Annotated in this window: 29 protein-coding genes; 15 read left to right on the top strand and 14 right to left on the bottom strand. The window is 69.0% G+C overall.

The window, feature by feature from the left end; all coding sequences use genetic code 11:
* Positions 1-21 precede the first annotated feature (21 nt).
* The 12 genes from L2C96_RS27970 to L2C96_RS27915 form a co-directional block, all read right to left on the bottom strand.
* Positions 22-657, bottom strand: coding sequence for a PIG-L deacetylase family protein (locus L2C96_RS27970; protein WP_233520029.1), 636 nt, complete (start codon positions 655-657; stop codon positions 22-24).
* Positions 651-1,505 (bottom strand): 5'-3' exonuclease, encoded by an 855-nt coding sequence (locus L2C96_RS27965; RefSeq protein WP_110341298.1) that lies wholly within the window; start codon positions 1,503-1,505, stop codon positions 651-653. Before L2C96_RS27965 ends, L2C96_RS27970 begins: the two co-directional genes overlap by 7 nt.
* Positions 1,505-2,644 (bottom strand): glycosyltransferase family 4 protein, encoded by a 1,140-nt coding sequence (locus L2C96_RS27960; protein ID WP_237338360.1) that lies wholly within the window; start codon positions 2,642-2,644, stop codon positions 1,505-1,507. Before L2C96_RS27960 ends, L2C96_RS27965 begins: the two co-directional genes overlap by 1 nt.
* Positions 2,637-3,200, bottom strand: a complete 564-nt coding sequence (locus L2C96_RS27955; protein WP_110341302.1) for a phosphoribosyltransferase — start codon at positions 3,198-3,200, stop codon at positions 2,637-2,639. The genes L2C96_RS27960 and L2C96_RS27955 overlap by 8 nt, the downstream gene beginning before the upstream one ends.
* Positions 3,197-4,174 (bottom strand): radical SAM protein, encoded by a 978-nt coding sequence (locus tag L2C96_RS27950; RefSeq protein WP_233520030.1) that lies wholly within the window; start codon positions 4,172-4,174, stop codon positions 3,197-3,199. Before L2C96_RS27950 ends, L2C96_RS27955 begins: the two co-directional genes overlap by 4 nt.
* Positions 4,171-5,220 (bottom strand): glycosyltransferase family 2 protein, encoded by a 1,050-nt coding sequence (locus L2C96_RS27945; protein ID WP_110341306.1) that lies wholly within the window; start codon positions 5,218-5,220, stop codon positions 4,171-4,173. Before L2C96_RS27945 ends, L2C96_RS27950 begins: the two co-directional genes overlap by 4 nt.
* On the bottom strand, positions 5,217-5,678 hold the full coding sequence (locus L2C96_RS27940) for a DUF6884 domain-containing protein (protein WP_110341308.1): 462 nt from the start codon (positions 5,676-5,678) through the stop codon (positions 5,217-5,219). Before L2C96_RS27940 ends, L2C96_RS27945 begins: the two co-directional genes overlap by 4 nt.
* Complete coding sequence (locus L2C96_RS27935) at positions 5,675-6,232, bottom strand: formylglycine-generating enzyme family protein (RefSeq protein ID WP_110341310.1); 558 nt, start codon at positions 6,230-6,232, stop codon at positions 5,675-5,677. Before L2C96_RS27935 ends, L2C96_RS27940 begins: the two co-directional genes overlap by 4 nt.
* A gap of 5 nt (positions 6,233-6,237) precedes the next feature.
* Positions 6,238-7,011: a reverse transcriptase domain-containing protein gene (locus L2C96_RS27930; protein WP_233520031.1), complete on the bottom strand. Its 774-nt coding sequence runs from the start codon at positions 7,009-7,011 to the stop codon at positions 6,238-6,240.
* A gap of 207 nt (positions 7,012-7,218) precedes the next feature.
* A complete protein-coding gene (gene queC / locus L2C96_RS27925; protein ID WP_237338359.1) occupies positions 7,219-7,932 on the bottom strand; it encodes a 7-cyano-7-deazaguanine synthase QueC in 714 nt (237 codons plus the stop codon).
* On the bottom strand, positions 7,926-8,414 hold the full coding sequence (locus L2C96_RS27920) for a hypothetical protein (protein ID WP_110341316.1): 489 nt from the start codon (positions 8,412-8,414) through the stop codon (positions 7,926-7,928). The genes queC and L2C96_RS27920 overlap by 7 nt, the downstream gene beginning before the upstream one ends.
* A gap of 215 nt (positions 8,415-8,629) precedes the next feature.
* Positions 8,630-8,881 (bottom strand): hypothetical protein, encoded by a 252-nt coding sequence (locus L2C96_RS27915; protein ID WP_146240081.1) that lies wholly within the window; start codon positions 8,879-8,881, stop codon positions 8,630-8,632.
* A 921-nt stretch (positions 8,882-9,802) separates the two neighbouring features.
* Here L2C96_RS27915 and L2C96_RS27905 point away from each other — a divergent pair.
* Positions 9,803-11,098, top strand: a complete 1,296-nt coding sequence (locus tag L2C96_RS27905; protein ID WP_110341320.1) for a helix-turn-helix domain-containing protein — start codon at positions 9,803-9,805, stop codon at positions 11,096-11,098.
* Positions 11,095-11,577: an NUDIX domain-containing protein gene (locus tag L2C96_RS27900; RefSeq protein ID WP_110341322.1), complete on the top strand. Its 483-nt coding sequence runs from the start codon at positions 11,095-11,097 to the stop codon at positions 11,575-11,577. The genes L2C96_RS27905 and L2C96_RS27900 overlap by 4 nt, the downstream gene beginning before the upstream one ends.
* Before the next feature lie 66 nt (positions 11,578-11,643).
* Here the strand turns inward: L2C96_RS27900 and L2C96_RS27895 are convergent, their stop codons facing one another.
* Positions 11,644-12,288, bottom strand: a complete 645-nt coding sequence (locus L2C96_RS27895; protein ID WP_110341324.1) for a prepilin peptidase — start codon at positions 12,286-12,288, stop codon at positions 11,644-11,646.
* Positions 12,289-12,805: 517 nt separating this feature from the next.
* Here L2C96_RS27895 and L2C96_RS27890 point away from each other — a divergent pair.
* From L2C96_RS27890 to L2C96_RS45200, 13 genes are all read left to right on the top strand, one after another.
* A complete protein-coding gene (locus L2C96_RS27890) occupies positions 12,806-13,162 on the top strand; it encodes a hypothetical protein (RefSeq protein WP_233520032.1) in 357 nt (118 codons plus the stop codon).
* Positions 13,163-13,197: 35 nt separating this feature from the next.
* Positions 13,198-14,199, top strand: coding sequence for a hypothetical protein (locus tag L2C96_RS27885; protein WP_199542615.1), 1,002 nt, complete (start codon positions 13,198-13,200; stop codon positions 14,197-14,199).
* Positions 14,200-14,318: 119 nt separating this feature from the next.
* Positions 14,319-15,032: an SAF domain-containing protein gene (locus tag L2C96_RS27880; protein ID WP_112277131.1), complete on the top strand. Its 714-nt coding sequence runs from the start codon at positions 14,319-14,321 to the stop codon at positions 15,030-15,032.
* The gene (locus L2C96_RS27875; RefSeq protein ID WP_110341329.1) at positions 15,032-15,871 is read left to right on the top strand and encodes a CpaE/TadZ family protein; all 840 of its coding nucleotides are present in this window, start codon (positions 15,032-15,034) and stop codon (positions 15,869-15,871) included. Before L2C96_RS27880 ends, L2C96_RS27875 begins: the two co-directional genes overlap by 1 nt.
* Positions 15,868-17,316: a TadA family conjugal transfer-associated ATPase gene (locus L2C96_RS27870; protein ID WP_110341331.1), complete on the top strand. Its 1,449-nt coding sequence runs from the start codon at positions 15,868-15,870 to the stop codon at positions 17,314-17,316. The genes L2C96_RS27875 and L2C96_RS27870 overlap by 4 nt, the downstream gene beginning before the upstream one ends.
* A complete protein-coding gene (locus L2C96_RS27865; protein WP_110341582.1) occupies positions 17,313-18,236 on the top strand; it encodes a type II secretion system F family protein in 924 nt (307 codons plus the stop codon). Before L2C96_RS27870 ends, L2C96_RS27865 begins: the two co-directional genes overlap by 4 nt.
* 50 nt (positions 18,237-18,286) lie before the next feature.
* Entirely contained in the window at positions 18,287-19,126 is an 840-nt protein-coding gene (locus L2C96_RS27860; protein WP_308191187.1) for a type II secretion system F family protein, read from the top strand.
* Between the two features lie 50 nt (positions 19,127-19,176).
* A complete protein-coding gene (locus L2C96_RS27855) occupies positions 19,177-19,362 on the top strand; it encodes a hypothetical protein (RefSeq protein ID WP_112277136.1) in 186 nt (61 codons plus the stop codon).
* A gap of 76 nt (positions 19,363-19,438) precedes the next feature.
* Entirely contained in the window at positions 19,439-19,858 is a 420-nt protein-coding gene (locus tag L2C96_RS27850; protein WP_233520033.1) for a TadE/TadG family type IV pilus assembly protein, read from the top strand.
* Positions 19,855-20,352, top strand: coding sequence for a TadE/TadG family type IV pilus assembly protein (locus L2C96_RS27845; RefSeq protein ID WP_233520034.1), 498 nt, complete (start codon positions 19,855-19,857; stop codon positions 20,350-20,352). Before L2C96_RS27850 ends, L2C96_RS27845 begins: the two co-directional genes overlap by 4 nt.
* A complete protein-coding gene (locus L2C96_RS27840; protein WP_237338358.1) occupies positions 20,349-20,801 on the top strand; it encodes a pilus assembly protein TadG-related protein in 453 nt (150 codons plus the stop codon). Before L2C96_RS27845 ends, L2C96_RS27840 begins: the two co-directional genes overlap by 4 nt.
* A 54-nt stretch (positions 20,802-20,855) precedes the next feature.
* The gene (locus L2C96_RS27835; RefSeq protein WP_110341339.1) at positions 20,856-21,293 is read left to right on the top strand and encodes a hypothetical protein; all 438 of its coding nucleotides are present in this window, start codon (positions 20,856-20,858) and stop codon (positions 21,291-21,293) included.
* Positions 21,294-21,438: 145 nt separating this feature from the next.
* Positions 21,439-24,405, top strand: coding sequence for an AfsR/SARP family transcriptional regulator (locus L2C96_RS45200; RefSeq protein WP_110341341.1), 2,967 nt, complete (start codon positions 21,439-21,441; stop codon positions 24,403-24,405).
* A gap of 26 nt (positions 24,406-24,431) precedes the next feature.
* Here the strand turns inward: L2C96_RS45200 and L2C96_RS27825 are convergent, their stop codons facing one another.
* Positions 24,432-24,806 carry a winged helix-turn-helix transcriptional regulator gene (locus tag L2C96_RS27825; RefSeq protein WP_158559785.1) on the bottom strand — a complete coding sequence of 125 codons (375 nt, stop codon included), beginning with the start codon at positions 24,804-24,806 and terminating at the stop codon, positions 24,432-24,434.
* Positions 24,807-25,765: the final 959 nt, after the last annotated feature.

The following is a 25,765-nucleotide window of genomic DNA, read 5'->3' as shown; positions in this document are numbered from 1 at the left end:
TGACACCATCGTCCGACGGCGTCACAGGGTCAGCGCGGCGGGAAGACGTCCGAGGACAGGAAGCGGGACGAAGTTCTCGGCGTGGTCGACGCCGATGCGTGCGCCCCACAGCCGGGCCAGGATCTCGGCCATTGGTCCGAAGTGCTCGGTGATGGGCTGGGACGCGTGTGCGGCCAGGGCGCGTTGCTTGGTGACCCAGGTAGTCGTGATGTCGACGGTGGTGTGCGCGGGAACGGGGCCGTCGAGGGTGAGGCTGTTGTAGGTGTCGGTGGTGTAGACCCGGCGGGGGTGTCCCGTGGCGATGACGACCTCGGGAAGGGCTTCCAACACTGCTTCGGCGATGCGCCGGTGGTCAGGGTGTACATCGCGCACCGGGTGGGTGAGGACAACCTCGGGGCCTGTATCCAGCAGCAGCTCGCGCACGGTCCCCGCGGTGGCCTGGTTGATCTGATGAAGCCCGGCGCCGAGTGCGGCGGCCCCGGCGGCGGCCTCGCTGGCGCGGGGCTCGGGGTGACGTGGGACGGCGATGGTGACGTCGGCCCCGGCGGCGACGCAGAGGGCGAGAGTGCCGCCGGCCCAGAGTTCGGCGTCGTCGGGATGGGCCATCACGGTCAACACCGAGGCGGGCGGGATGAACGCGACCAGTGGAATCACCACAGCCCGAGCTTGTCGATGACGTCGGCAGGCTTGGGCAGGCTCCGGCTGCTGCGGCCGGCGGGTAGCAGGGGCAGGGTGACGTCGGTGCGCATTCTGATCAGGTCGCGCCAGCCGAGGACCTGGTCCCAGGCTTCGAGGACGGCCTTGCCCTTGGTGCCGATGAGCCGTCCCGCGTCGGCCAGCTGGTCGAGAGTGAGGCCACCGGCCAGAAGCTTGGCTGCAGTGCCCGCGCCGACCCCGCGCACGCCGGGGATGTTGTCCGCCGGGTCGCCCGTGAGGGCCCGGAAGTCCGCCCACTGGGTCGGCTGAACCTGGTAGCGGTCGAACACAGTGCCGGGCTCGATGTGGCGGCGGCCTCGCTTCATGGCGGTGTTGACCACCCGGACGTGCTCGTCGATGAGCTGGTAGAAGTCACGGTCGCCGGACATGATCCACACTCGGCGCTCGGGGTCGTCGCGGCGGACGCGAGCGACGAGGGATGCGATCACGTCGTCGGCCTCGGCCGTGTCGATCTCGATCCAGGCCAGCTCGTAGGCGGTCAGCGCTTCCTGGACGTGTGGGATGGCGCGGATGGGTTTGAGTGCGGCTTCGTCGAGGACGCGGTTCGCCTTGTAGTCGCTGTCGGTGGCTTGACGTTCGGCCGCGCCGTTCTGGCCGTCGAACACCACGATCACCTCCGGCGGGGAGGTGAACTCCTCGCGGATCGCTACGCGCAGTAGTGCGAAGAAGGCGAACTCGGCAGTCAGCTCGCGTGTCTTGTCGCGGGAGAAGATCGCGGCCGGGAAGCCGAAGGCTCCGCGCCAGAGCAGGTTGTGGCCGTCGACCAGCAGAAGAGGGACGTCATTCATCACCGCACCGCCTTGAGGAAGTCATGGGCGACTGTGGTGGGCAGATAGTCCCGCGAGCGGTAGTACGCAGCCCGTGATAGCGCTGCGTAGCGTACCGGATCGTCGAGGAGGACTTCGGCGGCACCCCACAGCCCGAACTCGCCGTGGGCGCGAGGCACCACGATCCCGCCCGCTCCTTCCCCGGTGCCAATGAGGGTGGGCAGGTTGTCCACGTCGAAGGCGACGACCGGGGTGCCGACGCTCATGGCCTCCAAGGCGACGAGGCCGAAGGTCTCCTTGGTCGAGGGCACGATGACCACGGCGGCGTTGGCGAGCCACGGCTGGACCTGGTCCCAGGGCAGGCCGTCGTCGCGGACGCTGCCCCTGAACAGGTAGGCGGCCGAGTGGGCGCAGCGACGATACTCGGCGGCCTGTGCGCCGGCGGCGTGCTCGAACCCGGCCTCGGCGAGGACGACCTCGACGCCGCGGTCGACGAGGCGGCCGGCGTCGAGCAGAGCGCGGACGTTCTTCTCCGGCCCGAGCCGGGCCAGCACCCGCACTGGCCCGCTCCGCCGCAGCGCCTCGCGCTGGCTGGCATCGGGTGCGCTGTGGTTGCCGAGCAGGGCGTTGGGCACGATCTGCCAGCAGGTGCTGTCGTAGTCCCGGTCGTGGGCATGGCCGAGGACCGTGGTCGACGGCACGATCACCAGGTCGGTGCGTTCCAAGGCCGGTACGAGGTCCTGGTCGTGGCCGACGACGTGCATCGCCAGCACTGTGCGCACTCCGTCGCAAGCTGGGGCGAGGCGTCCGAGTCCCCACAAGGCGTCGACGTACACGGCGATGTCCACGTGATGGCGGCGGTAGAGAGCGCGGAGGTCAGCGGCGATGATTTTGTCTTGGCCGTCGGTGCTGATTGCCTCGCGCAGTTCGTCGTCGCTGGCAGGGAAGGTGACCCCGACCGAGCCGAGCACGACCAGGTCCTCGTCGACCTCGTCCTCGGTCGAGTCGGGCTCGATTGCGGTGATGATCAGGGCCCGGTGTCCGAGCTGGCGCAGTCCGCGGGCGAGGGCGGCGGTCGCGCGTTCCATCCCGGCCGGCGCGTCGGGGGCGTAGGAAGCCAGAACGAATGCGACGGTGACCGGCTTGGTGGCGTCAGGCATGGCTGGTCACCTGCGCGGGGATGGGTATGTCGGTGGTCGGCTGGGCGGGGCGTTTCTCCCAGGGAAAGCTGACCCAGTCCGACACCGTCCACACCGAGTAGTCCGGGCAGGTCTCGGCCCCGGTGTTCAAGCACAACGTCGCGGTGATCACGTGAGCGTCCGGCGCGAGGACCGGGGTGAGGACGTTGCGGACTTTGTGCAGAGTGGCGCCGCTGCCGCAGATGTCGTCGACAACGAGGATGGCGCCGTGGAGCTTGCTGCGGCCGATGCTCCGGCGAAAGGCGTCGACGTCCACGGTGACCTTGCCGGTGGCCTGGCGGTACAGGCCGTCGTCGGCGTTGTGCTGGGCCTGCACGGTTCGGGGTTTCGCACCGAGGCGGCCGGCGAGGATGCGGGCGGGGGCGACGCCGCCGTTGGCGATACCGATGACGTGGTCGACCTTCGGGTGGTCGCGGCTGATGGCGGCGAACAGCAGCAGGCAGGCGTCGCTCAGGGCCTCGGGGGTGACCCGCCAGATGCGCTGGTGCTCGAACACGCGCAGTGCGGTGCGGGTCATGCCGAACCGTCCCGTCCGGTCACGGCCAGGCTGACCGGCCCGGTCAGCGGGTGCAGGGCGGCGATGGCGGTGGTATCCGGCGTGTTGCGCCAGACCTGCCCGTCGGCGCGCACGACGGTGAACCCGGCGGCGTCGGCGCGGGTGCGCAATCGCACCGGGACCGGGGGCGTGCCGAGCGCGCCGATCAGGTCGTGGGCCTCCTCGTCCGGCACTTGTTCGGCGGTGGCGAGCGACGCGCCTTCGCCGAAGGGCAGGTACTGCAGGACGGTCAGGCCGTGGACGCCGAGCCGGTCGGCCAGCTCGACCAGCGCGGGTAGTCCGGCGGCGGTGGAGCGCATGAGCACGGCTTGGATCTGGGTCGGGATGCCATGGGCGAGGGCGGCGCGGATGCCGGAGACGGCCTTGGCGAAGCTGCCCTCGCCGCGCCAGCGATCGTGACGCTCGGGGTTGGGGCCGTCGAGGCTGACCCGGATCGCGTCGACCCGGCGGGCGAGGGCTTCGGCGCGGCGAGGCAGGTGGGTGCCGTTGGTGGTGACGCTGACCGCGCAGCCGCCGTCGACCAGCACATCGAGCAGGGTGGGCAGGTCGCGGATCAACAGCGGTTCGCCGCCGGAGACGTCCACGCCGAGCACCCCGGAAGAAGCGATCCTGGCCGCGACGTCGGCACGTTCGCCGCGGCCGAGCTCCGCGACGGTCTTGTCGTCCAGGCACTGCGGGCAGGCCAGGTTGCAGCGCACGATGGGCGACCAGCACACGCTCACCGGCATTACGTCGCCCAGTTCGCCGGGGTGGACTTCCGGTAGTGCGGTGATGCTCTCGTGGGCCAGGGCGGTGCGTCCGGTGAGGATCGGCTGGCCGGTTCGGTGGGTCATGCCGGTGAGCGGGTCGTAGGCGACACCGCTGCCGCCGCGCGTGCCGCAGCCGACCATCCGGCGCCCCGAGGCACGTCCGATGGTCGTCGTTGTCGTAGTCATGGGCGTACCTCGCAGTGGGTGAGCAGCTCGGACATGGCGGCGATGAAGGTTTCGGAGCGTCCTCGCGGAGCGGGCAGCTCCAGCAGATCGCGGTAGCGGGCGAGGGTGCGCGGCCAGCCGGCGAGCTTGTGTTGCCACTGCTCGGCTGCGTCGGGTGGATCGAGGTGAAAGCCGACGACCTGGCGCAGCGGGATGACCAGCAGCCCGGCGGCGATCAGGCAGGCGCCGAGGTAGGTGTCCTCCATGCCCCACCCAAGGCGGCCGAACTCCGCGTCGAACCCGCCGACGTCCAGCACGGCGGCGCGCGGTACGGCGACCAGCGCGGTGACGACCATGCGGGGCAGGTCCCAGTCGTAGTAGGACTGCCCGTACCCGAGGTCGATGAAGTCGTGGGTGTCGTCGAGCGGGCGGCCGTCGAGCGGCTCGGGCAGCGTGATCCCGCTGTAGGGCAGCGTGGTGTTCGGCGGTGGCCGCCACACGACCCGGTGATCGGCCGCGAGATTCGGGATGCGCGCCAGGATGGCCGCGTCGTGGGAGTGGACCTCGTGGCGCAGGTTGTGGCGGAACCCGACCAGCACGCTGGTATCGGTGGCGCGAGCAGCGATGTCGGTGAGCACGTGTGGGGGAACCACCATGTCGCCGTCGAGGTAGAGCACCGTCTGACCTCGGGCGAGCGCGGTACCGACATTGCGGGCGGTGGCCGCGCCCATCCGCTCCGGCAGCCGCACCAACCGGTCGACCACCCGGTGCCGCGCGGCGACCTGGGCGGTGTCGTCAGCACTGGCATCGTCGACGACGATGACCTCGAACTCGTCCTGGCGATGCTGGGCGTCCAGAGCGTCGAGCACGGTGGGCAGGCTGTAACCGACCTCGTGGGCGGGGATGACCACCGAGACGGTGCGCGAGCGCGCCAGCCAACAGTCCGACGGAGTGGGCTGGTGCCAGCCGATCCCGTCGGCGAGAGCCTCCCAAGCATGAGTGCTGGAGCTGTGGTTGTTGCCGTGCCGCAGCAACTCCTCCCGCAGCGGTACGGAGTTGTCGATCATAGCCAGCCCCAACGGGACAGCACTCGCCTTGCGCCCAACCAATCGGTCGGTTCCGGCAACACCGCCAACTCCAGCGGCGGAACGTGATCGAACAGGCATTCGGCGGCGATCACGTAGAGCGGCTCCAACACCACGAGCACCTGCCGCAGCGTCTTGCCACGCAGGTCGTTGGCGAGGCGCGAGGTCACCCGAGCCCGGAGGGCTTCGGCCTCGCCGCGGCTACGAAGCTTGTGGTCGTACGTGCCGACCAGGTCCTCGGGGTGCAGCAGGCCGTGTTCCGCGGACAGGATCCTGATCCGCACCTGGTAGTTGGGGGCCAGGTGTTCGCGCAAGTGAGGCACCAGCGCGCCCTGGTACAGCTCCAGCGCCGGAGTCGGATCGGTGGTAACGAGCTTCTCGCGGCTGCAAGAGACGATGACCAGGCCCTGCTCAGGCTCGATGGCGGCGGCGAACGTCATGGTCGGCGCACCACCCGAAGCCCGATGCCCTCCGAGGCCAGCTCGGCGGGCGCGGCGTTGAGGAACGTTGACCGCGCGTACAGCGGAAGCGAGGCGTAGGACCCGCCACGCAGGACCGCCCCGTTGCCCATCGTCGAGCGAGCGGTCCACTCCCACACGTTGCCCGCTACGTCCAACAGCCCTTCAGGGGTCGCGCCGGCGGGGTGGGTGTCGACCGGACTCGTGGCGTCCAGCCCTGAGCCATTCAGGTTCGCCAGCTCCGGAGTCCACTCCTGATCGCCCCATGGCCAATGTCGGCCCGTGGGCCCGGCCGCCATCCACTCCCATTCCGCCGAGGTCGGCAGCCTGCCGCCCAGAGCGTGCGCGACCTGAACGGCCTGGTCGTGTTTGAGGCCGGTGACCGGGTGCAGGCTGCGTGTACTGGTGCGTCCGCCGCTCAGTTGGGCGTAGGTGATCGGGGTGCGTGTCCACAGCAAGGTGCCGATCTCGGCAGGTCGGGCGTCATCGCCGAACGCGCAAGTCCCACCGGGCACCTCGATCCACTCGACGTTCACCTCAGTCAGCCCCCGATCAGAAAGAGGTCTTCGACGTTCGCGCGTAGCCGCACTCGGCTCTTGGACTCGTTGGGACGGAGCCCGAACTCGGCGAGCGCGGCATTGATGACCGCGAAGGCGTCTCGTGCTCCTGCCTCATCGGCGGAGAAGACCGCGTAGTTGTCGGCGAACCGCACCACCCGCAATCCGTCCAGCAGCGCATCCGGCCTCGACAGCCGCAGGTTGATCAGCATCGGTGCGAGTCCCGACCCAGCAGCGATTGGATACGGCATCGCGGTCAACGCGGTGCGCATACGGCCGAGGAAGGTGCCGTCATGGACGTGGTGGGCACACCAGTCCACGACCTGGTCGACTGTGACGCCCTCGGACACCGAGGCCACGTCCACGTCAGCCACTGCGCGGAAACCGGCCTCGGCGTGGGCCGCGGCGGCCCGCAGCGCGGTGATGCGGTTGCGGCGAGGTCGGTAACCCGACACCCAGTCGCGCAGCACACGGGCTTCGAGGATCGGTTCGATGGCGTTGCGCAGTGCGCGGTGTACGAGCCGGTCGAGCAGCGTGGGGACGCAGACCACCATCGATTTACCCGTGTAGGTCGGGAACCGCACCTCCCGCAGCGGTCCTGGTCGCCAGGTGCCATCGGCCAGTTGGTCTGCCAGCCGAGGCAGCAGTTCGCCGGAGCGCCGACGCAACTCCGCCAGGGTCATCCGGTCCACGCCGGGCGCCGAGGTGCGCCGACCGCACTGCCTCAAGGCCGTTCGCAGGTGCTTCTCATCCAGCATCGGCATCAGCGAGTGCGCTTGCGGGCCGCGGGGTGGCGGCGCGGCACAGCGGTGCGCTAGCGTCGGCGCTGCTTGGGCGGCAGGCACGCTCCCCCGGTCACTGACGTCAGGCTCGCAACCCAACACGCGCGAGCTGTGACCCGAGGAAAGACGGCCCCGCTCAGGCCCGGCCCCGGAGGCGTCTACGTCCACGGTCGTCACGCCCCTCTACGCGGCCCGGTACACGGTGGGGTCGATGATGTCGTTGCCACGGAAGGCTTCCCGCCGTTCCGTACAGGTTCCGCAAGTGCCGCAGTGGACGTCTTGACCGCGGTAACACGACCACGTTCGCGCGAACGGCACCTCCAGTGCTTCCCCGACTCGTACGACGTCGGTCTTGGACAACGTCAGGAAAGGTGCGAGCACCTGGAAGTCCGGCACGAGTAGGCCCTCGTTGGCGGCCTGCACGCTGCGGGCGAACCGCTCGACGAATTCGGGCCTGCAGTCGGGGTAGATGGCGTGGTCTCCGGCGTGTGCGCCGAACGCCACCGCGTCGGCGCGGACGGAGGTCGCGACCGAGACGGCGATGTCGAGCATGATCGCGTTGCGGTTGGGCACCACCGTGGCCGCCATCGACTCATCGGTGTAGTGCCCGTCCGGTACCGCCACAGAGGTGTCAGTCAGCGCGCATCCGGTCAACAACGTGCCAAGGCTGGTCAAATCGATGATGCGATGTGGACTGTCGAGCAGCCGCGCGATCTCGGCGGCGTGATCGAGTTCGATGCGATGCCGCTGTCCGTAGTCGAACGACAGCAGCGTCAGGCGGGAGTGTCGGGCCGCCAGCCAGTAGGCCAGGACCGTCGAATCCAGTCCGCCGGAGGCGATCACGACGACGTGTTCGGGGTGCCTGTGCTCGGCCTGGGTAGTCGACATGCTCACCATGCCCGCGACAAGGTGCGCCGGACAGCACCGACGACGACTCCCCAGGTCGGCAACTCCAGGCCGGCCTCGGGCCACGCCAGCCAGCGCAGCCCACCTTCAGTGCAACCGAAGGCGGGCAACGGGATCGTCGTATCGGACTCATACCAACCGACCTGTATGGACATCAGGTCGGCGATGGTGGACTCCCGCATGCGCGTACGTGGCTGGGTCAGGAAGATCCAGTCGTCGGGCTTTGTGCCTGGAATGCCGGGCACGACGATGACCGGGGCCGTGAGAATCGCCTGGACGAGTTGATGGTTTACCTGGCCACCGAGCCCGGCCCGCATGACCAGCGCGTCCACGGTGTCACCCAGACGCAGCCGGACTTCGCCGGTCGACGGCTCGATGGTGGTCGGCCAGCTGAGAAACTTGGTGTACTTCGACTGCGAACTTTCGTGAGCCGCTTCACGCTGCTGAACGTCAGCTGCTGTGGCGGTGGACATGGTGTGCTCCTTAATGCAAGGGATGGTGCGGCGGAGCCAGAGCGCCTCAACGGGAAAACTCCAGCTCCGCCGTGATCGAGGAGGCGGTGGTGACACCGCGCGAGATCGCGCTGGACGACAGGCGGCGCGAGGCAGTTCAGGTCAGGCAACGTCAGGCAATGCTCGGAACTGCCTGGGAAGTGCCGAGTGAACGCGACGCCTTGATGTCGGCCACCTCATACGGCTTCGCTTTCTCGAATGAAACCCAGGCCGTGTGTGCCAACGGTCTTCAGCGCGTGCACGAGTACCGGCGACGGATGTTGGTGCGGTTCGCGCCAGTGCCTTCCAACGGGCGGCAACTTGGCAAGTCGGTGCCTGCCAGTAGAAGTCACATCGGAACGGCGGCGCTGCCGGAAGGCGCGGCACAGCAGGCAACTGACCAACACCACGGCGGCGACCGCGGTGATCACCGGGGCCAGCGGGATCATGCAATCTCACCTCGCAGGGCGGGGATCGCAGCGGAACCAGGTATCGGGGTCGTGATTCCGCCGCGACATGGCGGTGAAGCAGGGCGCCCCACGACGGCTGGGGGATGACCGCCGCTGTACTGCTTCACCGTGCTCGCCGTGCCGGTTCCCTCGGAGGCGCCAAGTCCACCGGGGGCCGGGGTGGCGGCCACCTCCTTGGCCTTGGTGAAGGCGGAGCGGAACTGCTCGGCCTCGGCAGCGTCGAGCGAGGCGGCCTCACCCGCAGGCGCCACCACTACGACCTCCGAGCCGCGCACGAGCACCGTCAGGCTCCGAGGGCGGCCGGCGACATCGCGGCACGTCACCGCCCAAGGTCCGCGGTCGTTCATCGTGCGTCACCGCCTCGTGCGGTGGCCCAACTCCGTACCCACACCGGCTGCACGAGGAAACGCGGCACAGCGAGCTTTGTTTGTGGGCATCGCGGAACCGAAAGCTCCGCGAATCGCTGGGAGAGTTTCATCATCTACTCCGATACTCAGCGAGTCCCGATTTACTTATGTCCCGAACTTCTGCTACTCCCATAGCGTCGAGCGTTTAGTCGTTCGCTCGGCGAAGCCGGGCGAACGGTGGGCTCTAACAGCAACGGTGCTGGTAGGACCGCTGCGAACCCGCCAATGCAGCTAAACGTCCGCCGCCCGACACGAACCAGAGCGCGAGCGCGGCGGCGATGGGGCGTGCACGGGGCGGCAGGTGTCGTGACCTGCGGAAATCTCGATCGGGCGTGGTTGTGCCGAACGGGTGAAACCGCGCAATACTCTGGGTACTGGCCGCAGAAATGCGAGACACCACAGGGCGGTCTGTGATAGTTGGCGCCCCTTTTGGGTGGTCGACCAGTGGTCATCGCGCGGTGCTCCGCGGGCAATGAAGATCGACTAGGGTGCAATGGCCTCGCTAGGTAAGCCCGGGCTTGACCTGGGCAAACGGCAGCGGGACGATCCTGGGGCTATCGGTGCGGACGGAGACGGTATGGCTGTGCGGCGACAAAGCCTCGCGGAACGTCGCGAAGCCCTGGGATACACACAGGAGACGCTCGCACAAGAGATGGGGGTCGACCGATCTACGGTTGCCCGCTGGGAGCGCGGCGTCCAATCACCTCAGCCGTGGATGCGGCCTACCCTGGCGAAGGCTCTTCAGCTGACACCTGCCAGCCTGGCCGCAATGCTGGGTGGAAGCGCCCCGGACCGCGCACTCGCTTCGGCAGTTGCTCCGGGAGACGCGGCGCGGTTGAGCGATCTCGACGGCGCGGAAGTCGTCGACAGCATCTTCACGACAGCTCAAGATCTGCAAATCGCCGACCGCCGAATCGGTGGGGGCGCACTGTATCCGTCAGTTGCGCACTACCTAACGCAGCAGATCGGGCCGCAGTTGATGTCACCCTCCCACGGAGTGTCGGTTCCTCGGTTGTTCGCAGCCGCCGCGTCAGTCACCGAGATTGCCGGATGGATGGCACATGACAGCGGGAACGACGCAAACGCGCGAAGGTACTTCGATCGCGCTTTCCGGTTGGCAATGGCAGGAGACGACCGGGCTCTGGCAGCGAACAGCTGCGCCTCGATGGCGCATCTGGCCATCGAGTTGCGGCAGCCCCACGACGCTGTCCGCATCGCCGTCGAAGGGCTCGGGCAAGCCACAGCTGCCTACGGCACCTCGCGTCTCGTCGCCCGACTGCACACAATGCGCGCCCGTGGTCTCGCCCTCATCGGTGACCGCGCCGGGTGCAGTAAGGCGTTGGAGGACGCCGAGAGCATCCTGGACGAAGCGACGGCGGAGCAACCCGCCCAATGGATCGCCGCGTTCGACGAAGCGTCACTCGCAAGCGAAGCCGCGCTGTGCTTCCTGCAACTGGCGGAACTCGATGAAGCCGAGCGCCGTGCCCGCGAGGTCATCCGACTGCGGTCAGGCGATCGGGTCCGAAGCCGGACCTTTGCCCAGCTCACCCTGGCCAACGTTCTGGTGCATGCGGGCCGGGTTGACGAGGCAGCGGCGATCGGCCACGAAGCTTGCAGCACGACCGTCTCATTGAGCTCAGCCAGGGTTGTCCACCAGCTCCGTGCCCTCGGCGGCGTGCTCAGCCTCGCGCCGCGGTCGAGGCAGGTCTCGTCGTTTCTCGCCGCGTTGGCCGGCCTATCCGCCACCTCGGGTGAACACAACGGCGCGGTCTCGTCGTGGCCGGTATGACCGACGACGAGGCACGCTTCGCCTACCTGGCGGAAGGGAACGCCAAGCAGGCACGCAAGCGTGTGGCCGCCGACCTGCTGATCCGTGACGAAGCCGGACGCATCCTGGTGGTAAATCCGACCTACAAGGAGAATTGGGACCTGCCTGGCGGTATGGCGGAAAGCAATGAACCGCCGAGGGCAGCAGGCGAGCGCGAGCTGACCGAGGAACTCGGGCTCACCGTGGTCGCTGGCCGCGTCCTCGTTCTGGACTGGATCGGACCTCACGGGCCGTGGGACGACCAATTGGTGTTCATCTTCGACGGAGGCACGCTGTCTGCCACGCAGGTGGAGACCATCAGCATCTCCGATCCAGAGATCAGCGACTTCGCGTTCGTCGAACTTGCCGAGGCGAAGGCCATGCTGCGGCCCGACATGGCGCAACGACTGGCCCGTGCTCACGATGCCCTCGCCACAGGCGCCACAGACTATTCCGAGTGACACGCCCGGCTCCAGCGCGGGAGAGGCGTTGCCAAGAGGCGGTCGACAGACCGACCGTGGACGACGTCAATTCGTCGGTTGGATGAGCAAGGCGGCGAAGGCACCGATGATCAGGAACGGACCTAGCGGCACGTCACGGCCAGGCTCCGATCGCCGAGCGATACGCAGCACGAGCAGAGCGACGGCAGCGCTGAACCATCCGAACAGCGTGCCGCCCAGAACCGTCGACCAGCCAGCCCACCCGAGGGCAAGGCCCAGAAGGGCACCGAGCCGGAGGTCTCCTCCGCCGAGTTGGCCAGGCTGAAGGAAATAGAGCGCTCCGTAGAACGCGAGGAGCGCGAGCATGCCGGCCGCGGAGCGGATGAGCGGGTACGCGTCGCGGTTGAGGACGGCGGCCAGGCTGAACAGCGCGGCCAGGATGATTCCGCTGGGCCAGATCAGCTTGGTGGGCAGCGTGCGGGAGTTCCAGTCCACCGCGGCGAGCAGAACACCGGCAGCGGCAAGCCAGGAGTAGGCGAACAGGTCAGGTTCCGCGCCGATGCGCCAGGCGAGGACCGAGAACAGGGCGGCGGTGACCACTTCCAGCAGGGTTGGTGGCGCCAGCCGCTCGCCCTTCGCTGGGAGGATCGAGCTCCGTTGGACGGCCATACGCAGGACGCTGGCAAGTGCGAGCCCGACCAGGCCCCAGCCGGCGATGCTGACCGGCGTCACCGTGGATCTCGTGCCGCTCGCCGGTTCGCACGAGTGACGGAGTTTGCCAACGATCTACCCCCTGTAGCCCCCTGATTACGGCCTTCCGGTGTAGCGAACCTACTACTCAGCGCCATTTGGACACGCTGTCATTAGCCCATTCGGGTGAATTTTGCCCTGTTTTTGCTGTTCCGACACTTGTGTCCCTTCATAGGGACATTGCGGTCTCCTAGGGGGCGCCAGGTAGACGTGAGGAGTACCACACTAGATCGAAAGGAATTTTCGCAGATCCGAGGGGGTGCACGTGGTCGGGGGCAACGTACACGGCCGCAACGGCCGGCGCAGGGTGGGACTGGCAGTAGTTGGACTCGCGGCGCTGACGTTCGCGGCCTGTAGTTCGAACTCGTCTTCGACGCCTGGGGGCACGACTGGGGCGGCAACGCCGCCATCGACGACCAGCGCTCCGCCGTCGTCGGCTTCTCCGGCGGACACGGCACGTCAGCAGGCGACGGCTGCCTACACGGGCATGTGGCGGCAGATGGCCAAGGCCGGTGAAACCGCCGACTGGCAGTCGCCTGAGCTCGCGAAGTACGCGACCGGCGACGCGCTCGGGGTGATCAACCGCAGCCTGTACACGGACCATCTCAACGGTGTCGTGACGAAGGGCGAGCCGAAGACGAACCCCCAGGTGTCCAAGGTGGATCCGCCGGACAACCCGACCACGGTCATGATCTCGGACTGCGGAGATGACAGCGGCTGGCTGAAGTACAAGAACGGCCAGTTGGTCAACGACACACCGGGCGGGCGACGCTCGATCACCGCGGAAGTCAAGAAGCAGCAGGACGGCACGTGGAGGGTCACCCGCTTCGCAGTAGAGGCGGTGGGCTCGTGTTGAAACGTTTAGGAGTCGTTGCCGGCCTGTCTGCGGCCGTGCTCGTGGCGACCGCGGTACCCGCGTTCGCGGACGGCGGCTGGGGATTCACCGACTGCAGCCAGTACCCCAACCCTGGTTGCGAGCTCGGCGCAGGCAAGAACCCTCGGCCTGGAACCGGAAACCAGGGCAACGGAAACGGCAAGCCCAGCAACCCTGGCCAGACCAATCCCGGCACGGGGCAGGCCAACGCCAACGGCGACACGATCATCGGCGGCAACAACAATCTGGCCCAGTGCGGCTATGAACGCAGTGACTATCAGGGCCCGCCACCGGGAGGCGCGCAGCCGGCGGCCTTCCACGTGCCGCCCAAGTCGGGTGCGGTCACCGCGGTGCCCGCGGTGTACCGGCCGCAGAGCGCGCCGGCCACCGCGCAGTTCGCGGTCGCGCAGCCGCGGTTCGCGCAGGCCCAACCGCCGTCCGGCGCTTGGTACGTCTACAAGTGCACCGGGCCCGGCTTCGCGGATGCGCTGTACCGGCCGCCGGTGTGGATCACGGACGGCCAGCCCGGCCCGGTGCCGTTGCCGTCGCCGGCTGAGCTCGCGGCGCAGGCGCGGAACCAGCTGCGGCTTCCTACTCCGAAGATCAAGGCGAACCCGGCTGGCGACCAGTTGGTCAGCCTGCCGACGTGGTTGTGGCTGGACCGCAGCAGTTGGGGTGACGTTTCGGCCACCGCGTCGGTGCCGGGCGTGTCGGTGACTGCGGTCGCGAGGCCGACCTCGGTGACGTGGTCGATGGGTGATGGCGGCTCGGTGACCTGTACCGGCCCTGGCTCGCCGTTCCCTGCCGGTGGTGATCCGAAGAGCGCCTCGCCGGATTGCGGCTACACCTACAAGACGTCTTCAGCCGGGCAGCGCGCGGACGCGTTCCCGGTGACCGCCACGGTGAATTGGACCGTGACGTGGTCGGGCGCGGGCCAGGGCGGCACGTTCCCGAACATGACGACCTCGGCCTCGGTGGCGTTCCGCGTGGCGGAGAGCCAGGGAATCGCGACCGGCTGAGCGAAGCCTCCCGCCTCATGAGGGCGGGCGTGCACAACGAAACACCCTGTTGCGAACAAGGCACGTCGAACACCCGAGTCGACGCGTCGCGATGGCGTCATGCCTGAAGGAGGTCGGTGGTGACCACTACCGCAGGTTCGACCAGCACGGACACGACGGCGCAGAAACCGGCGTCGCCGAACGCGTGGGCCGGTCGTGACGGCAAGACTCCTTCGCGTTTGAGCGGCAGCGGCCGGCGACGCAGCGTGCCCTACCTGTTGCTCGGTGTTCTGCTGGTCCTGGTGTGCGCGGCCGGCGGTGTGTTCGCCGGAATACAGCTGGGTGACCGGGAAAGTGTGCTCGCACTGGCCCGTCCTGTTGCCGTGGGCCAAGTTCTGACGGCGCAGGATCTCAAGCAGGTTAGCATGGCCGCGGACTCCGGCATGGACGTGATGCCCGCATCGGCTGCGTCCACAGTGGTGGGTCAGCCGGTTGCGTTCAGCCTGCCCGCTGGCTCGCTGGTGACCCGTTCGGTGCTCGGCGCACCGCAGATTCCGTTGCAGGGCAAGGCAATCGCTGCGGTGGGGCTGAAGCCGGGACAGTTCCCGCCCGACCTGTCGCCGGGTACCACCGTCGCGGTGCTCACGACTCCAGGGCAGGGCACAACGACCGGAACGTCGACCGGTTCCGGGCAGACGTCGTCGTGGACCGCGGTGGTGACGAGCATTGCCACGCGCGAGACCGAGCAGACCACGGTGGTGTCGCTGCAACTGTCCGAATCGGACGCTCGCGCATTGGCCTCGGCTCCGGCGGGGCAACTCAGTCTGGTCGCGATCGCGGGAGGAGGCCGCTGATGCTCATCGCCGTCTGCTCGCTGAAAGGGTCGCCGGGTGTGACCACCCTGGCGACCGCGCTCGGGGCCCGTTGGCCGGGCCAGGAGAACCCGATCGTGGTCGAGGTCGACCCTGCCGGCGGTGACCTGATGGCCCGCTTCCGGTTGCCCGACACACCGGGTCTGGTCAGCTTGGCCGCGGCGGCACGAGGCCGCAGCGGTGCCGATCCGAATCTGCTCGTCCAGCACACGCAGCGTCTCCCCGGTGGCCTGCGGGTGGTGCTCGGCCCGGTCGGTGCCGAACAAGCTCGCGCCGCCCTGACGGTGCTGGCCTCGGGCCCGTCCTCGCCGCTGCGTCGGGCCACAGACCAGCCGGAGACCACGGTCATCGCCGACTGCGGCCGGGTCGATCCGGACTCACCCGCTTTCCCGATCATCCGCAGCGCGGACGCGATGCTGCTGGTCGCCCGCCCACATGACGACGAGCTCGCGCACGTCGCGCTCAAGCTGCAGGCCGCCCAACAGTGGTCACGACGCCCGTGCTTCGTCCTGGTCGGCGACGGCTACCCGACCGCGGAGGTCTCCCAGGCGCTGCGCATCCCGGTGATGGGTCGCGTGCCGCGCGACGACAAGGGCGCCGCGGTGCTCGGTGGCCAGGGCACCGGCCGACGTGGGCCCGACAAGTCCGCGCTGGGGCGGGCTGCCGCCAGGATCGCGCTCAACCTTTATGCGCACGGGCACCAGCCGACCGGCAACGGCGCCCGTGCCCCGCACCTGCGGCTGGCAGTTCCGGGTGAGCCGGTCTCGGGTGCGGCGCTGCAACCGCTCGGGCCGCAAACCCGTAACGGGGCGACGCCATGACGCGGCCTGACGTCGGTGATCCGCGCCTGGCGGCGTCGACCAACGGCGCCGGCCCGAACCTGGCTGCCCAGCACACGCCTGGACCGGCGGATCTGCCACACCGGCCCGCCGGGGAAGCCGCCGCGGTGGAACGGCTGCGGCAGCACCTGCGCGAGGAGTTGTCCACCCAACTCAGCAGGCGCATCCGGGCTGATGAGACTGCCGGCCGCCCGCCGATGGACGCCCCAGCACGCCGCCGGCTGGCCGAGGCGATCCTGACCGACGCGGCCGAGGCGCACGCCCAAGCCGAGCTGCGCAACTCCGCCACCGGCGGGATGCTCGTGGCGCCCGAGGTCGAGCAGCGCCTGATCCGCCAGGTCCTCGACGAGGTCTTCGGCCTGGCCGGTCTGGAACCGCTGCTGGCCGACACCGACATCGAGAACATCAACATCAACGGCGACCGTGTCTTCGTCAAGTACGCCGACGGCCGCCGCAAGCGGTTGCCCCCGGTGGTCGGCTCGGACACCGAGCTGATCGACCTCATCCGCGACCTGGCGACCCGCTCCGGGGTGGAGGAGCGCCGCTTCGACCGCGGCAGCCCGATCGTGAACTTCCAGCTGCCCGGTGGCGAGCGTGTCTCGGCGGTCATGGCGGTCACCGCGCGCCCGTCGGTGTCGATCCGCCGGCACCGGTTCGCCAAGGTCACGCTGGCCGAGCTGCGCGAGAACGGCACCATCGACGTCGCGCTGGAGAGCTTCCTGAAGGCCCTGGTGCGGGCCAAGCGCAACGTCCTGGTCACCGGCGGCACGGCGATCGGCAAGACCACCCTGCTGCGCGGCCTGGCCTCGGCCATCCCGTCGTGGGAGCGGCTGATCACCATCGAGGACGTCTTCGAGCTCGGCCTCGGCGAGGACGCCGAGGCGCACCCGGATGTGGTGGCGCTGCAGGCCCGCGAACCGAACATCGAAGGGCAGGGCGAGATCTCGCTGTCGGACCTGGTGTGGCAGTCCCTTCGGATGAGCCCGGACCGGGTCATCGTCGGCGAGGTTCGCGGCCCGGAGGTCATCCCGCTGACCAACGCGATGTCCATGGGCAACGACGGCAGCATGGGCACCCTGCACTCCTCCAGCAGTCAGGGTGCGTTCACCAAGCTGGCTGCCTACGCCGTGCAAGGCCCCGAGCGGTTGCCGATGGAAGCGACCAACCTGCTCGTCGCCGCGGCGCTGCACTTCGTGGTGCACCTGGAAAAGCCCCGCGACGACCCGAGCAAGCGCGTGGTGTCCTCGATCCGGGAAGTCGTCGGCGCCGACGGCGCACAGATCATCAGCAACGAGGTCTGGCGCCCCGGCCCGGACCTGCGCGCCGTACCGGGCGCGCCGCTGCGCACCGACACCGTCGGCCTGCTCGTCGAGGCCGGCTACGACCCGGACCTGTTCGAGCGGCGCGAAGGGTGGTGGACGCCATGACCACGACCGCCGCCCTGTTCGGCCTACTCGGTGCCGGTGTGGCCGTCGGTGTCCTGCTCATCGCCGCCGGACTGCGCGGCCGACCCGCCCGTCCGGCGACGCCGTCGCGGCTGAGCGCCTGGCTGGCCGCCCGGCATGACCGCAAGCGGGTTGGCTGGCTCGTCGTGGCCGTGCTCGCCGGCTTGGCCGTCGGCGCGGTCACCGGCTGGGTGGTCGCCGCCATCCTGACCGCGCTCGCCGTCGTCGGCCTGCCGCGAATCCTCGGCTCGAACGTCGACCACAAGCGCCACCTCGAACGCATCGAGGCGATCGCCGGGTGGACCGAGATGCTGCGCGACACCCTGGTGGCCGCGGCCGGTCTGGAACAGGCCATCCTCGCCACCGCCCCGGCCTGCCCCGAGGCGATCCGCGAGGAGATCACCGAGCTCGCCGTCCGGCTGGAGCGCGGCGAACGCCTCGCACCGTCGCTGCGCCACCTCGCCGACCAGCTGCGCGACCCCACCGCGGACCTGGTGATCTCCGCGCTCGTGCTGGCCGCGGAGCACCAGGCCCGGCAGCTGGCCGACCTGCTCGGCGAACTCGCCAGCGAGGCACGCGAGCAGGCGTCCATGCGGATGCGCGTCGAGGCCGGCCGCGCCCGTACCCGGACCAGCGTGCGCGTCATCGTGATCACCACGCTGTCCTTCGCGATCGGGCTGGTGCTGCTCAACCGCGGCTACCTCGCCCCCTACGACTCCGCGTTCGGGCAAATCATGTTGCTGTTCGTCGGCGCGCTGTTCGCGGCAGCTTTTGCTTGGCTGGCAAGGATTGCGCGGATGCGTGAGCCGGAGCGCTTCCTCACGGAGCTGGCCACGATCCGGCCCCACGACGCCGACGTGGACGTCGATGACTTGCTCACCGGGAAGGGGGCGTCGTCATGATCAGCGCGTTGTTGTGGGGCGCCGGGCTCGGCGTCGGCTTGTGGGCGCTCGTGATCTACGTGTTCCCGCCGAGGCCGCCGCTGCGCGCTCTGGTCGACCGGTTGCACGCGACGCCCGCGCCGCCACCGATCCTCACCGCGGACTCCGACGGCTGGGCGTTGCGCGTGGGCCGGCCGTTCATCAAGCCGTTGGCCGCACTCGGGTTGCCCAACCGCAAGCTGCGCAACGACCTCGCGGTCACCGGCAAGAGCATCGAGCACCACCTGGCCGAGAAGGCCACGCTGGCGCTGACCGGGCTGTTGCTGCCGATCCTGATGCAACTGCTGCTCGTCGTAGCCGACGTTGGTCTCGGCTGGGAAGTCCCCGCGGTCGCGAGCCTGCTCTTCGCGCTCGGTGGATTCCTGTTGCCGGATATCAGCGTGCGGCAGGAAGCCGAGCGGCGGCGCTCGACCTTCCGGCACGCGCTGTCGGCCTACCTGAACCTGATCCGGGTCCTGCTGGCCGGCGGCGCCGGAGTCGACGGCGCGCTGTCGGACGCGGTCGGCATCGGCAAGGGCTGGGCCTTCCAACAGCTGCGCCGCGCGCTGGTCACCGCCAAGCTGACCCGCACCACACCGTGGTCGACCCTCGGTCAGCTCGGCACCGAGCTCGACGTGCATCAGCTGTCCGAGCTAGCCGCCTCGGTCAGCCTCGCCGGCACCGAAGGCGCCCGCGTTCGCGCCAGCCTCGCGGCCAAGGCCGCGGCGCTGCGCACCCGTGAACTCACCGACGCTGAAGGCGAAGCGCAAGCAGCCACCGAACGCATGAGCCTTCCCGTGGTGATGCTGTTCGGCGGATTCCTGATTTTCATCGGGTTCCCAGCCCTCGCGAGCGTGCTGGGAGGTCTCTGAGTTCCACAAGAACTGTCCATACCGGACCCCGAACCACGGGGGAGAAGCTGATGTTCACCGAAGTTCAGATCCTCATCGCCCGCATCCGGGGCGAGCTGGAGCGGCTGCGCCGCGACGAGGCGGGCTACTCCACCGAAGCGGTCGTGGTCACCGCCCTGCTGGCGGCGCTGGCCATCGCGGTCATCGCGATCATCGTCATTAAGGTCACCCAGAAAGCCAACGGCATCAACCTGTAGGCCGGTGACCACAATGCCTCGACGCCCCAGCCGACCCCGCACGCCGAACACACGCGAGCGTCCACACCGGACACGTGTGCGGGCGGCGCTGCGCCGGCTGCGGACGGATCAGCGTGGCGCCGGCACGGTCGAACTCGTCATCGCCACGCCCCTGCTGTTGCTGCTGATCCTGTTGATCGCGCAGTTCGCGCTCTACATGCACGCCACCCACATAGCCCAAGCCGCCGCCTCCGAAGCCCTGTCCGCAGCACGCGTGTACGGCGGCAGCACTGCCGCGGGCAATGCCGAAGGACAACGAGTCCTCACCCAACTCGGAAGTGGCCCGCTGCAAGGAACATCGGTCAACGTCCAGCGAGGACCGAACCAAGCATCCGTGACGGTCACCGGAACCGTGATCAACGTGATTCCGTTCGCGACCTTCACGGTGCACGCCGAAGCCGTTGGGCCCGTTGAGAAATTCACCCCGCCGACCGGTGCAGGGGCGGTGGCACCATGACTGCGGCCCGCCGTCTTCCCGCGTTCGCGCGCTCGATGCGCGCGAGTATTCGCGCGCTGCGCCGGGACGAACGAGGCTCCGCTGCGGCCGAGCTCACTCTACTGACCCCGCTGCTGATCCTGCTGCTGTTGTTCGTGGTGTTCTGCGGTCGGCTGGCCGACACCAAGCTGCGGATCAACGACGTCGCGCACCAAGCGGCCCGCGCCGCCACCCTGGCCCGCACCCCATCGCAGGCCACCGCCAACGCCCAAGCCACCGCCAGCGCAGCCCTGGCGTCCGCGGGGATCACCTGCCAGTCGTTGTCGGTGTCTACCGACACTCAGGGACTCAAGCCGGGCTCCACGGTGACCGTCACCGTGTCCTGCAGCGTCGGCCTCGGGGACCTGACCTCGCTCGGCGTGCCCGGCAGCCGGACGTTCCAATCCAGCTTCTCCTCCCCGGTCGATGTCTGGCGCGGCACCGCCCCCAACGCCCAAGCGGGAGGTGCGCCATGAGGGTGGCCGCATCGCTGCGCCGCCGAACCGGCCGGCTGCGCGAAGACCAGGACGGCCGGGTGACCGCCTTCGTCGTCATCATCGCCCTCGCCGCGCTGCTGTTCGCCGGGCTCGTGCTCGACGGCGGGCTCGCCCTGGCCGCCAAGGTCCGTGCGATGGGCGAGGCGCAGGAAGCCGCGCGGGCCGGCGCCCAGGAAATCGACCTGACCGCCTACCGCACCGACGGCACCCTGCGCCTGGTCCCACACCAAGCCAGCGCCGCGGCCCGCAGCTACCTCGCCGCCGCCGGCCACACCGGCACCGTCTCGGTCGCCGGCACCACCGTGAACGTGACCGTCAGCATCGACCAGCCGACCCAGCTGCTCGGGCTGGTCAGCATCGGCTCAATCACCGTCACGGGAACCGGGCAGGCCCAACCGCAACGCGGAATCTCCGGAGTACTCCCATGACGACCTTCACATGCTCGTACCCAGTTCAGTGCCACACCGGGGAAGGAGACCAGGATGGCGACGACTGAAGAGATCGAACGCCGCGTCGAGCAAGCCGACGCGGCCCGCAGCGCGAAGCGGGCAGCTGCTGCCAAGCGCGTCGGTGAACTCGCACTGCTGCGGGCAGAGGTGGCCGAGAAACTCGGCGACGTCGAGCGAGAACTCGGCGACGTCCTCGCTGAGTCCAGCGACGTCATCAGCGTTGACGAGCTGGCCAAGTTCACCGACGTACCGGCCACCGACCTCACCCAGTGGCTCAACGGCCGCAAGACGACTCGCCCCAAGCGCAAGCGGTCTACCGCCGGCACCGCCACCGCGAAACGGGACGCGAGCCAAGCATCGTCCACATCGAACCCGGCGCCGACCACCCAGCAGTCCGCGTCACCCGAGCTCGCCGGACCTCGCAACGGCGCGGCGGACACCTCCACCCGGATTCCCACGCCGGTGACATGACGCCGCTTGCTCCGCTGGCGACCGCGGAGCCGTAAACCTGTACGTCCAAGGAATCGAGCACGCCATGACCGCACACTCGCACTCCCCTCACCGAAAGCCGATACGGCCGAGGACAGGCCGCCCCGCGTGGTGGGCACTGGCCGCGGTGCTCCGGTTCGTGCGCGGTCTGCTCGCCCTCGTCGTCCTGCTCGCGCTCGTGGCGGGCCTGCCCTGGGCCCTCGTGCACTTCGTGGGGTGGCCCCTGCCTGACGACGTGCCGACGTGGGACGAGATCCAGGCGACGCTGCTCAACCCGATGAGCGCGCAGTTCCTGCTCAACACCCTGGCGGTGCTGTGCTGGATCGTCTGGTTCTTCTTCGCGCTCGACGTCCTGCGCTGCACCGTCGACGCGGCGCGCGGGATCACCTGGCCGCAGGTCCGCCCGCCTGGCCCGCTGCACGGGCTCGCCGCGGCTCTGATCGGCACCATCGTGCTGACCCTGCTCGGCAACCGGACCCCGTACACGGCTCCCACCCCGGCCACCGCAGTCTTGGCCGCCGATCTCACGCCGGTCGCCGTCGTCGCACCGCTGACCCCAGGCCCGACCGCGCAGGCCGCGGCTCCGCAGGCGGCCGTCGTCCCGGCCGCCACGTTGGTGGTCGATCGGGCAGCGCCGGCCCCGCCGGGCATGGTCCAGGTCACCGAGGAGGTCCGGCTCCCCGAGGACGGGATCTACGACAGCCTGTGGCGGGTCGCCGAACGCATCTACGGTCCCGGCGGCGGAACCCGGTGGCCTGAGTTGTTCCAGCTCAACCGCGGCGTGGAGCAGCCCGACGGCCGCGCGCTGACCCAACCCAACCTCGTGCGCCCCGGCTGGAAGATCACCGCCTACATCCCGGCCCCGCCCGAACAACATCCTCCCGGCGAGCAGCAGCCGCAGGTGCCGCCGCCGCAGCCGCCACCTCCTCCGACGAGCACTGCACCGACCACGCCTCCGTCAACACAGCCCGCGCCGAACACGACCCCGGCGCCGGCCACGGCGGACGAGGCCGGCCAGCACCACGACGACCAGGCCGAACCGGGGCTGGACCTGCTGACCGGCGTGTTCGTCAGCCTTGGCCTGGCCGGAGCGATCACGACGGCCATGGTGTCGGTCCGGATGTGGCGCCGACGCCGCTACCGCATCGGCAGCGGCGACCGCGCCGACCTGCAGCGCCCGATCGCGCCCGTGGTCCGCGCCCTGCGGGCCGCCTACGACCAGGACGACGGCGACCGCAGGCCCGTAGACGACGTGGAGTTCGTCGACCTCGCGCCGGCCCCACCGCGGATCCACATCACCGCCGCCGGGGACCTGGAACCCGACGACAAACCAGTCCCCGTACCGGCGAAGGTCGGCGTGCGGGGCGGTCGCGAACTCGCCCTGAACCTGGCCAGCACCCGCGGCCTCGGTCTCGCCGGACCTGGCGCCACCGCCGCTGCCCGCGCGCTGCTGCTGCACCTGCTCACCGAACAGCAGCCCGGCGACGGCATCCGCGTGCTCGTCCCCGCCGACGACCTGCACCTCGTCTTCGACGGCACCGACGTCGAGAACCTGCCGTCCACCGTCCACGTCGTCGCCACGCTCGACGCTGCCCTCGACGAGATGGAAGCGGCCCTGCTCACCCGGACCCGCCACGCCATCGAGCAGACCGAAACCCGACTCACTCCGGCCTCGCTCGTGCTGCTCGCCAGCCCCACGCCCCACGCGGAACGCCGCCTGCAAGCCGTCCTCGACAACGGCTCGACTCTCGGCCTGGCCGGCGTGCTCCTCGGCCAATGGCGCCCCGGCGCGACCGTGCGCGTCCGCCACGACGGCACCGTCAGCGCGACCAGCCCTGGCCTCGGCGACGCCCTCGCCGACACACGCCTGTTCAGCCTGCCCTCCACCGATGCCACCGAACTGCTTGCCGTGCTCCGCGATGCTGAAGGCCCCGCCGACCTGGCCACACCCGACCACGCAACCAGCGGCTTCACCGGCGACGAACTCGCACCGCCCGCAGACGATCACGACGTTGCACCCACGCCGCCCGTCCCCGAGCAGCGCTCGGTCGACGAGATGACCCAGCTCGAATCCACCCGCCCGCCGGAACAGGAAGACAACCAGCAGACCCCACCGGCCCCGAGCCTGCAACTGCTGGACGTCCACCCCATCCCCGTGGACGTCCCGCCGAAGGCCCCGGCCGCAGCCACCCCGGACGACACCGACGAGCGCCGCACGGCCGCCGAGGACGTCAAGCCGGCCGCCGAGCAGGCACCGGCCGCCGAGGAACCCCGGAAACCGGACAACGGTGACGTGGCAGCACCGCAAACCCCGCTGGTTGTGCGTGTGCTGGGACGCCTGCACCTGGCCCTGCGCGGCGACGAGGGAGAACGCGAGCTCAGTGGCGCGCTGACACCGAAGCAACGGGAACTGCTCGTCTACCTCGCGCTGCACCCCCACGGCGTCCGCCGCGAAGTCCTCAACGAGGCCGTCTGGCCCGACAGCCGGCCACCGCGGCCGTACAACTCGTTCCACAACACCCTGTCCATGTTGCGCCGCGCGCTCACCGACGCCACCGACGGCAGGATCAACAACCTCGTCGTCAACGACGACGGCCGCTACCAGCTCAACGACGAACTCGCCGTCGTCGACTACTGGCAGCTCCAGCACGCCCTGCAGGCGCCCCGCCCACCCGACGCCGCGGCCCAGGCCCAGCTGCACGACGCCGTCGAGCTCTACCAGGGCGACCTCGCCGAGGACCTGCTCGTGCCCTGGATCGAACCGGTCCGCGAGGCCACCCGACGCGACGTCCTGGACGCGCTCGGCGCCCTGATCCGCGCGCACGGCGACAGCGCCCCAGAAACCATGCTCACGCTCCTGGAACGCACCCGGAAGCTCGACCGCTACAACGAGGGCGTCTACCGCGACATCATCCGCACCCAAGCCCGCCTCGACCAGTACGCCGCCATCCCCCGCACCCTCGCGCTGCTGACCACCACGCTCGACGAGATCGGCCAACATCCCAGCCCCGACACGCTCAACCTCGCCGACTTCCTCCAACGCCGCGGCAGCACTCGGCGGCCGGTCTCCACCGACAACGCCGCGGCCAGCTGAACCGCGTCCGCCAGTGCAGCGGTAGCTCAGTCAGGCTGATCCTCGTCGTCCTGCGGCTGATCGCCGTCGTCCGGCGCCTTCTGCAGGCGCTCGATCAGATCGAGGTTCTCTTCCGCCCAGTCGATCAGAGGCCGCGCCCGGACCAGCAAATCCGCGCCCGCGGGCGTCAGCGAGTACACCACCGACCGCGGAAACGTCCGTTCCTCGACCCGGTCCACCAGGCCGGCGGTCTCCATCCTTCGCAAGGTCCGGCCCAATGCCCGGCTCTGAATCTTGCGGACCAACCCGGTCCACGGATCGAACGTGGTCATCTCCTGGATGGCGGCATGAAGCTCGTTGTAATGCAGCGGCCCAGCATTCAACGCCACCAGAATGTGCGTGATCCATTCCCCGTTCAGCACGTGACGGAGATCCCGCGACCGCGCTAGGTACCTAGCGTCCCCCGTTACCATGTACGCCCCCATAATCGTTCGTGACGGCTCGCCTACACTCCGCCCCCGCGGCACAGGCGAGCCCTGAAATTCAAAGTGAGAATCGCCTCCTTTCTGGCCAGAGGGCGTATAATCGTCTCCGTCATCGGCCACCTCGGTTGATCAGTGTCAAGGTTGTCAACGCTACGTCAAACGGGGTACCCGGTGCAGCGTATTTCTACTTAGGACGAACCGGCGTCACCACACCGAGTGACCAACTAGTAGATCAACAGTACGATCAGTGATCACCTCGTAGTGTCCTGGTCACCTACCGGACGACGGTCCGATTCAACTGCCTACTAGAGCGGTAGCCCTCCGAGTCCGCGAACTGCCTGGTCACCGGCCCCGCAGGGGCTACCGATGTAACGCCCGACTCGGTGGCCGGCAGGCACATGAACAGTCGACTTGGGTGGGTGGTCACCTGCCGTTACTCGTGACCCCGTGGTCCCCCTGGTTGCGCTGGTCACCATCCATCCGTACCCCACTTCCCGCTGTCTGATCGTCATGCATTGCCCGCATCTCGCTGCTCTGTTCGTTACGGTGGCAGCCTCCTGCTGTGCAGTCGCCGCTGATCAACTTGACTCGAATTCGACGCTGTATCAATTTGCATCGGATTGCCACTTGCGCTTGACAATCACAATTTCGACGGCGTGTCAATACTCAAACTTTGTTTGAGTTCTCTCGGGGTGAATCGCATGAGCCGAAAGCTGGATTAAACATGCTCGCGATTCACCATTTCTCGGCACTTCGCCATTCATAAACCCAGAAAAGCAAGAGATGAGCTGTCCGCTCCGCTGGGCTCCGCCGTGCCGGCTGCTGTCCGCTCCGCTGGGCTCCGCCGTGCCGGCTGCTGTCCGCTCCGCTGGGCTCCGCCGTGCCGGCTGCTGTGG

It is taken from the genome of Amycolatopsis tucumanensis, assembly GCF_021654135.1.
GTDB classification, from domain to species: Bacteria; Actinomycetota; Actinomycetes; order Mycobacteriales; family Pseudonocardiaceae; genus Amycolatopsis_E; species Amycolatopsis_E tucumanensis.
This window is presented reverse-complemented; position numbering and strand designations above follow the sequence as displayed.

Coding starts and splice junctions, on each gene's coding strand:
- L2C96_RS27965 (WP_110341298.1), bottom strand. CDS start 1,505: ATGAATGACGTCCCTCTTCTGCTGGTCGACGGCCACAACCTGCTCTGG.
- L2C96_RS27960 (WP_237338360.1), bottom strand. CDS start 2,644: ATGCCTGACGCCACCAAGCCGGTCACCGTCGCATTCGTTCTGGCTTCC.
- L2C96_RS27955 (WP_110341302.1), bottom strand. CDS start 3,200: ATGACCCGCACCGCACTGCGCGTGTTCGAGCACCAGCGCATCTGGCGG.
- L2C96_RS27950 (WP_233520030.1), bottom strand. CDS start 4,174: ATGACTACGACAACGACGACCATCGGACGTGCCTCGGGGCGCCGGATG.
- L2C96_RS27945 (WP_110341306.1), bottom strand. CDS start 5,220: ATGATCGACAACTCCGTACCGCTGCGGGAGGAGTTGCTGCGGCACGGC.
- L2C96_RS27940 (WP_110341308.1), bottom strand. CDS start 5,678: ATGACGTTCGCCGCCGCCATCGAGCCTGAGCAGGGCCTGGTCATCGTC.
- L2C96_RS27930 (WP_233520031.1), bottom strand. CDS start 7,011: ATGCTGGATGAGAAGCACCTGCGAACGGCCTTGAGGCAGTGCGGTCGG.
- queC (WP_237338359.1), bottom strand. CDS start 7,932: ATGGTGAGCATGTCGACTACCCAGGCCGAGCACAGGCACCCCGAACAC.
- L2C96_RS27920 (WP_110341316.1), bottom strand. CDS start 8,414: ATGTCCACCGCCACAGCAGCTGACGTTCAGCAGCGTGAAGCGGCTCAC.
- L2C96_RS27915 (WP_146240081.1), bottom strand. CDS start 8,881: ATGATCCCGCTGGCCCCGGTGATCACCGCGGTCGCCGCCGTGGTGTTG.
- L2C96_RS27905 (WP_110341320.1), top strand. CDS start 9,803: ATGGCCTCGCTAGGTAAGCCCGGGCTTGACCTGGGCAAACGGCAGCGG.
- L2C96_RS27900 (WP_110341322.1), top strand. CDS start 11,095: ATGACCGACGACGAGGCACGCTTCGCCTACCTGGCGGAAGGGAACGCC.
- L2C96_RS27890 (WP_233520032.1), top strand. CDS start 12,806: ATGGCCAAGGCCGGTGAAACCGCCGACTGGCAGTCGCCTGAGCTCGCG.
- L2C96_RS27875 (WP_110341329.1), top strand. CDS start 15,032: ATGCTCATCGCCGTCTGCTCGCTGAAAGGGTCGCCGGGTGTGACCACC.
- L2C96_RS27870 (WP_110341331.1), top strand. CDS start 15,868: ATGACGCGGCCTGACGTCGGTGATCCGCGCCTGGCGGCGTCGACCAAC.
- L2C96_RS27865 (WP_110341582.1), top strand. CDS start 17,313: ATGACCACGACCGCCGCCCTGTTCGGCCTACTCGGTGCCGGTGTGGCC.
- L2C96_RS27855 (WP_112277136.1), top strand. CDS start 19,177: ATGTTCACCGAAGTTCAGATCCTCATCGCCCGCATCCGGGGCGAGCTG.
- L2C96_RS27845 (WP_233520034.1), top strand. CDS start 19,855: ATGACTGCGGCCCGCCGTCTTCCCGCGTTCGCGCGCTCGATGCGCGCG.
- L2C96_RS27840 (WP_237338358.1), top strand. CDS start 20,349: ATGAGGGTGGCCGCATCGCTGCGCCGCCGAACCGGCCGGCTGCGCGAA.
- L2C96_RS27835 (WP_110341339.1), top strand. CDS start 20,856: ATGGCGACGACTGAAGAGATCGAACGCCGCGTCGAGCAAGCCGACGCG.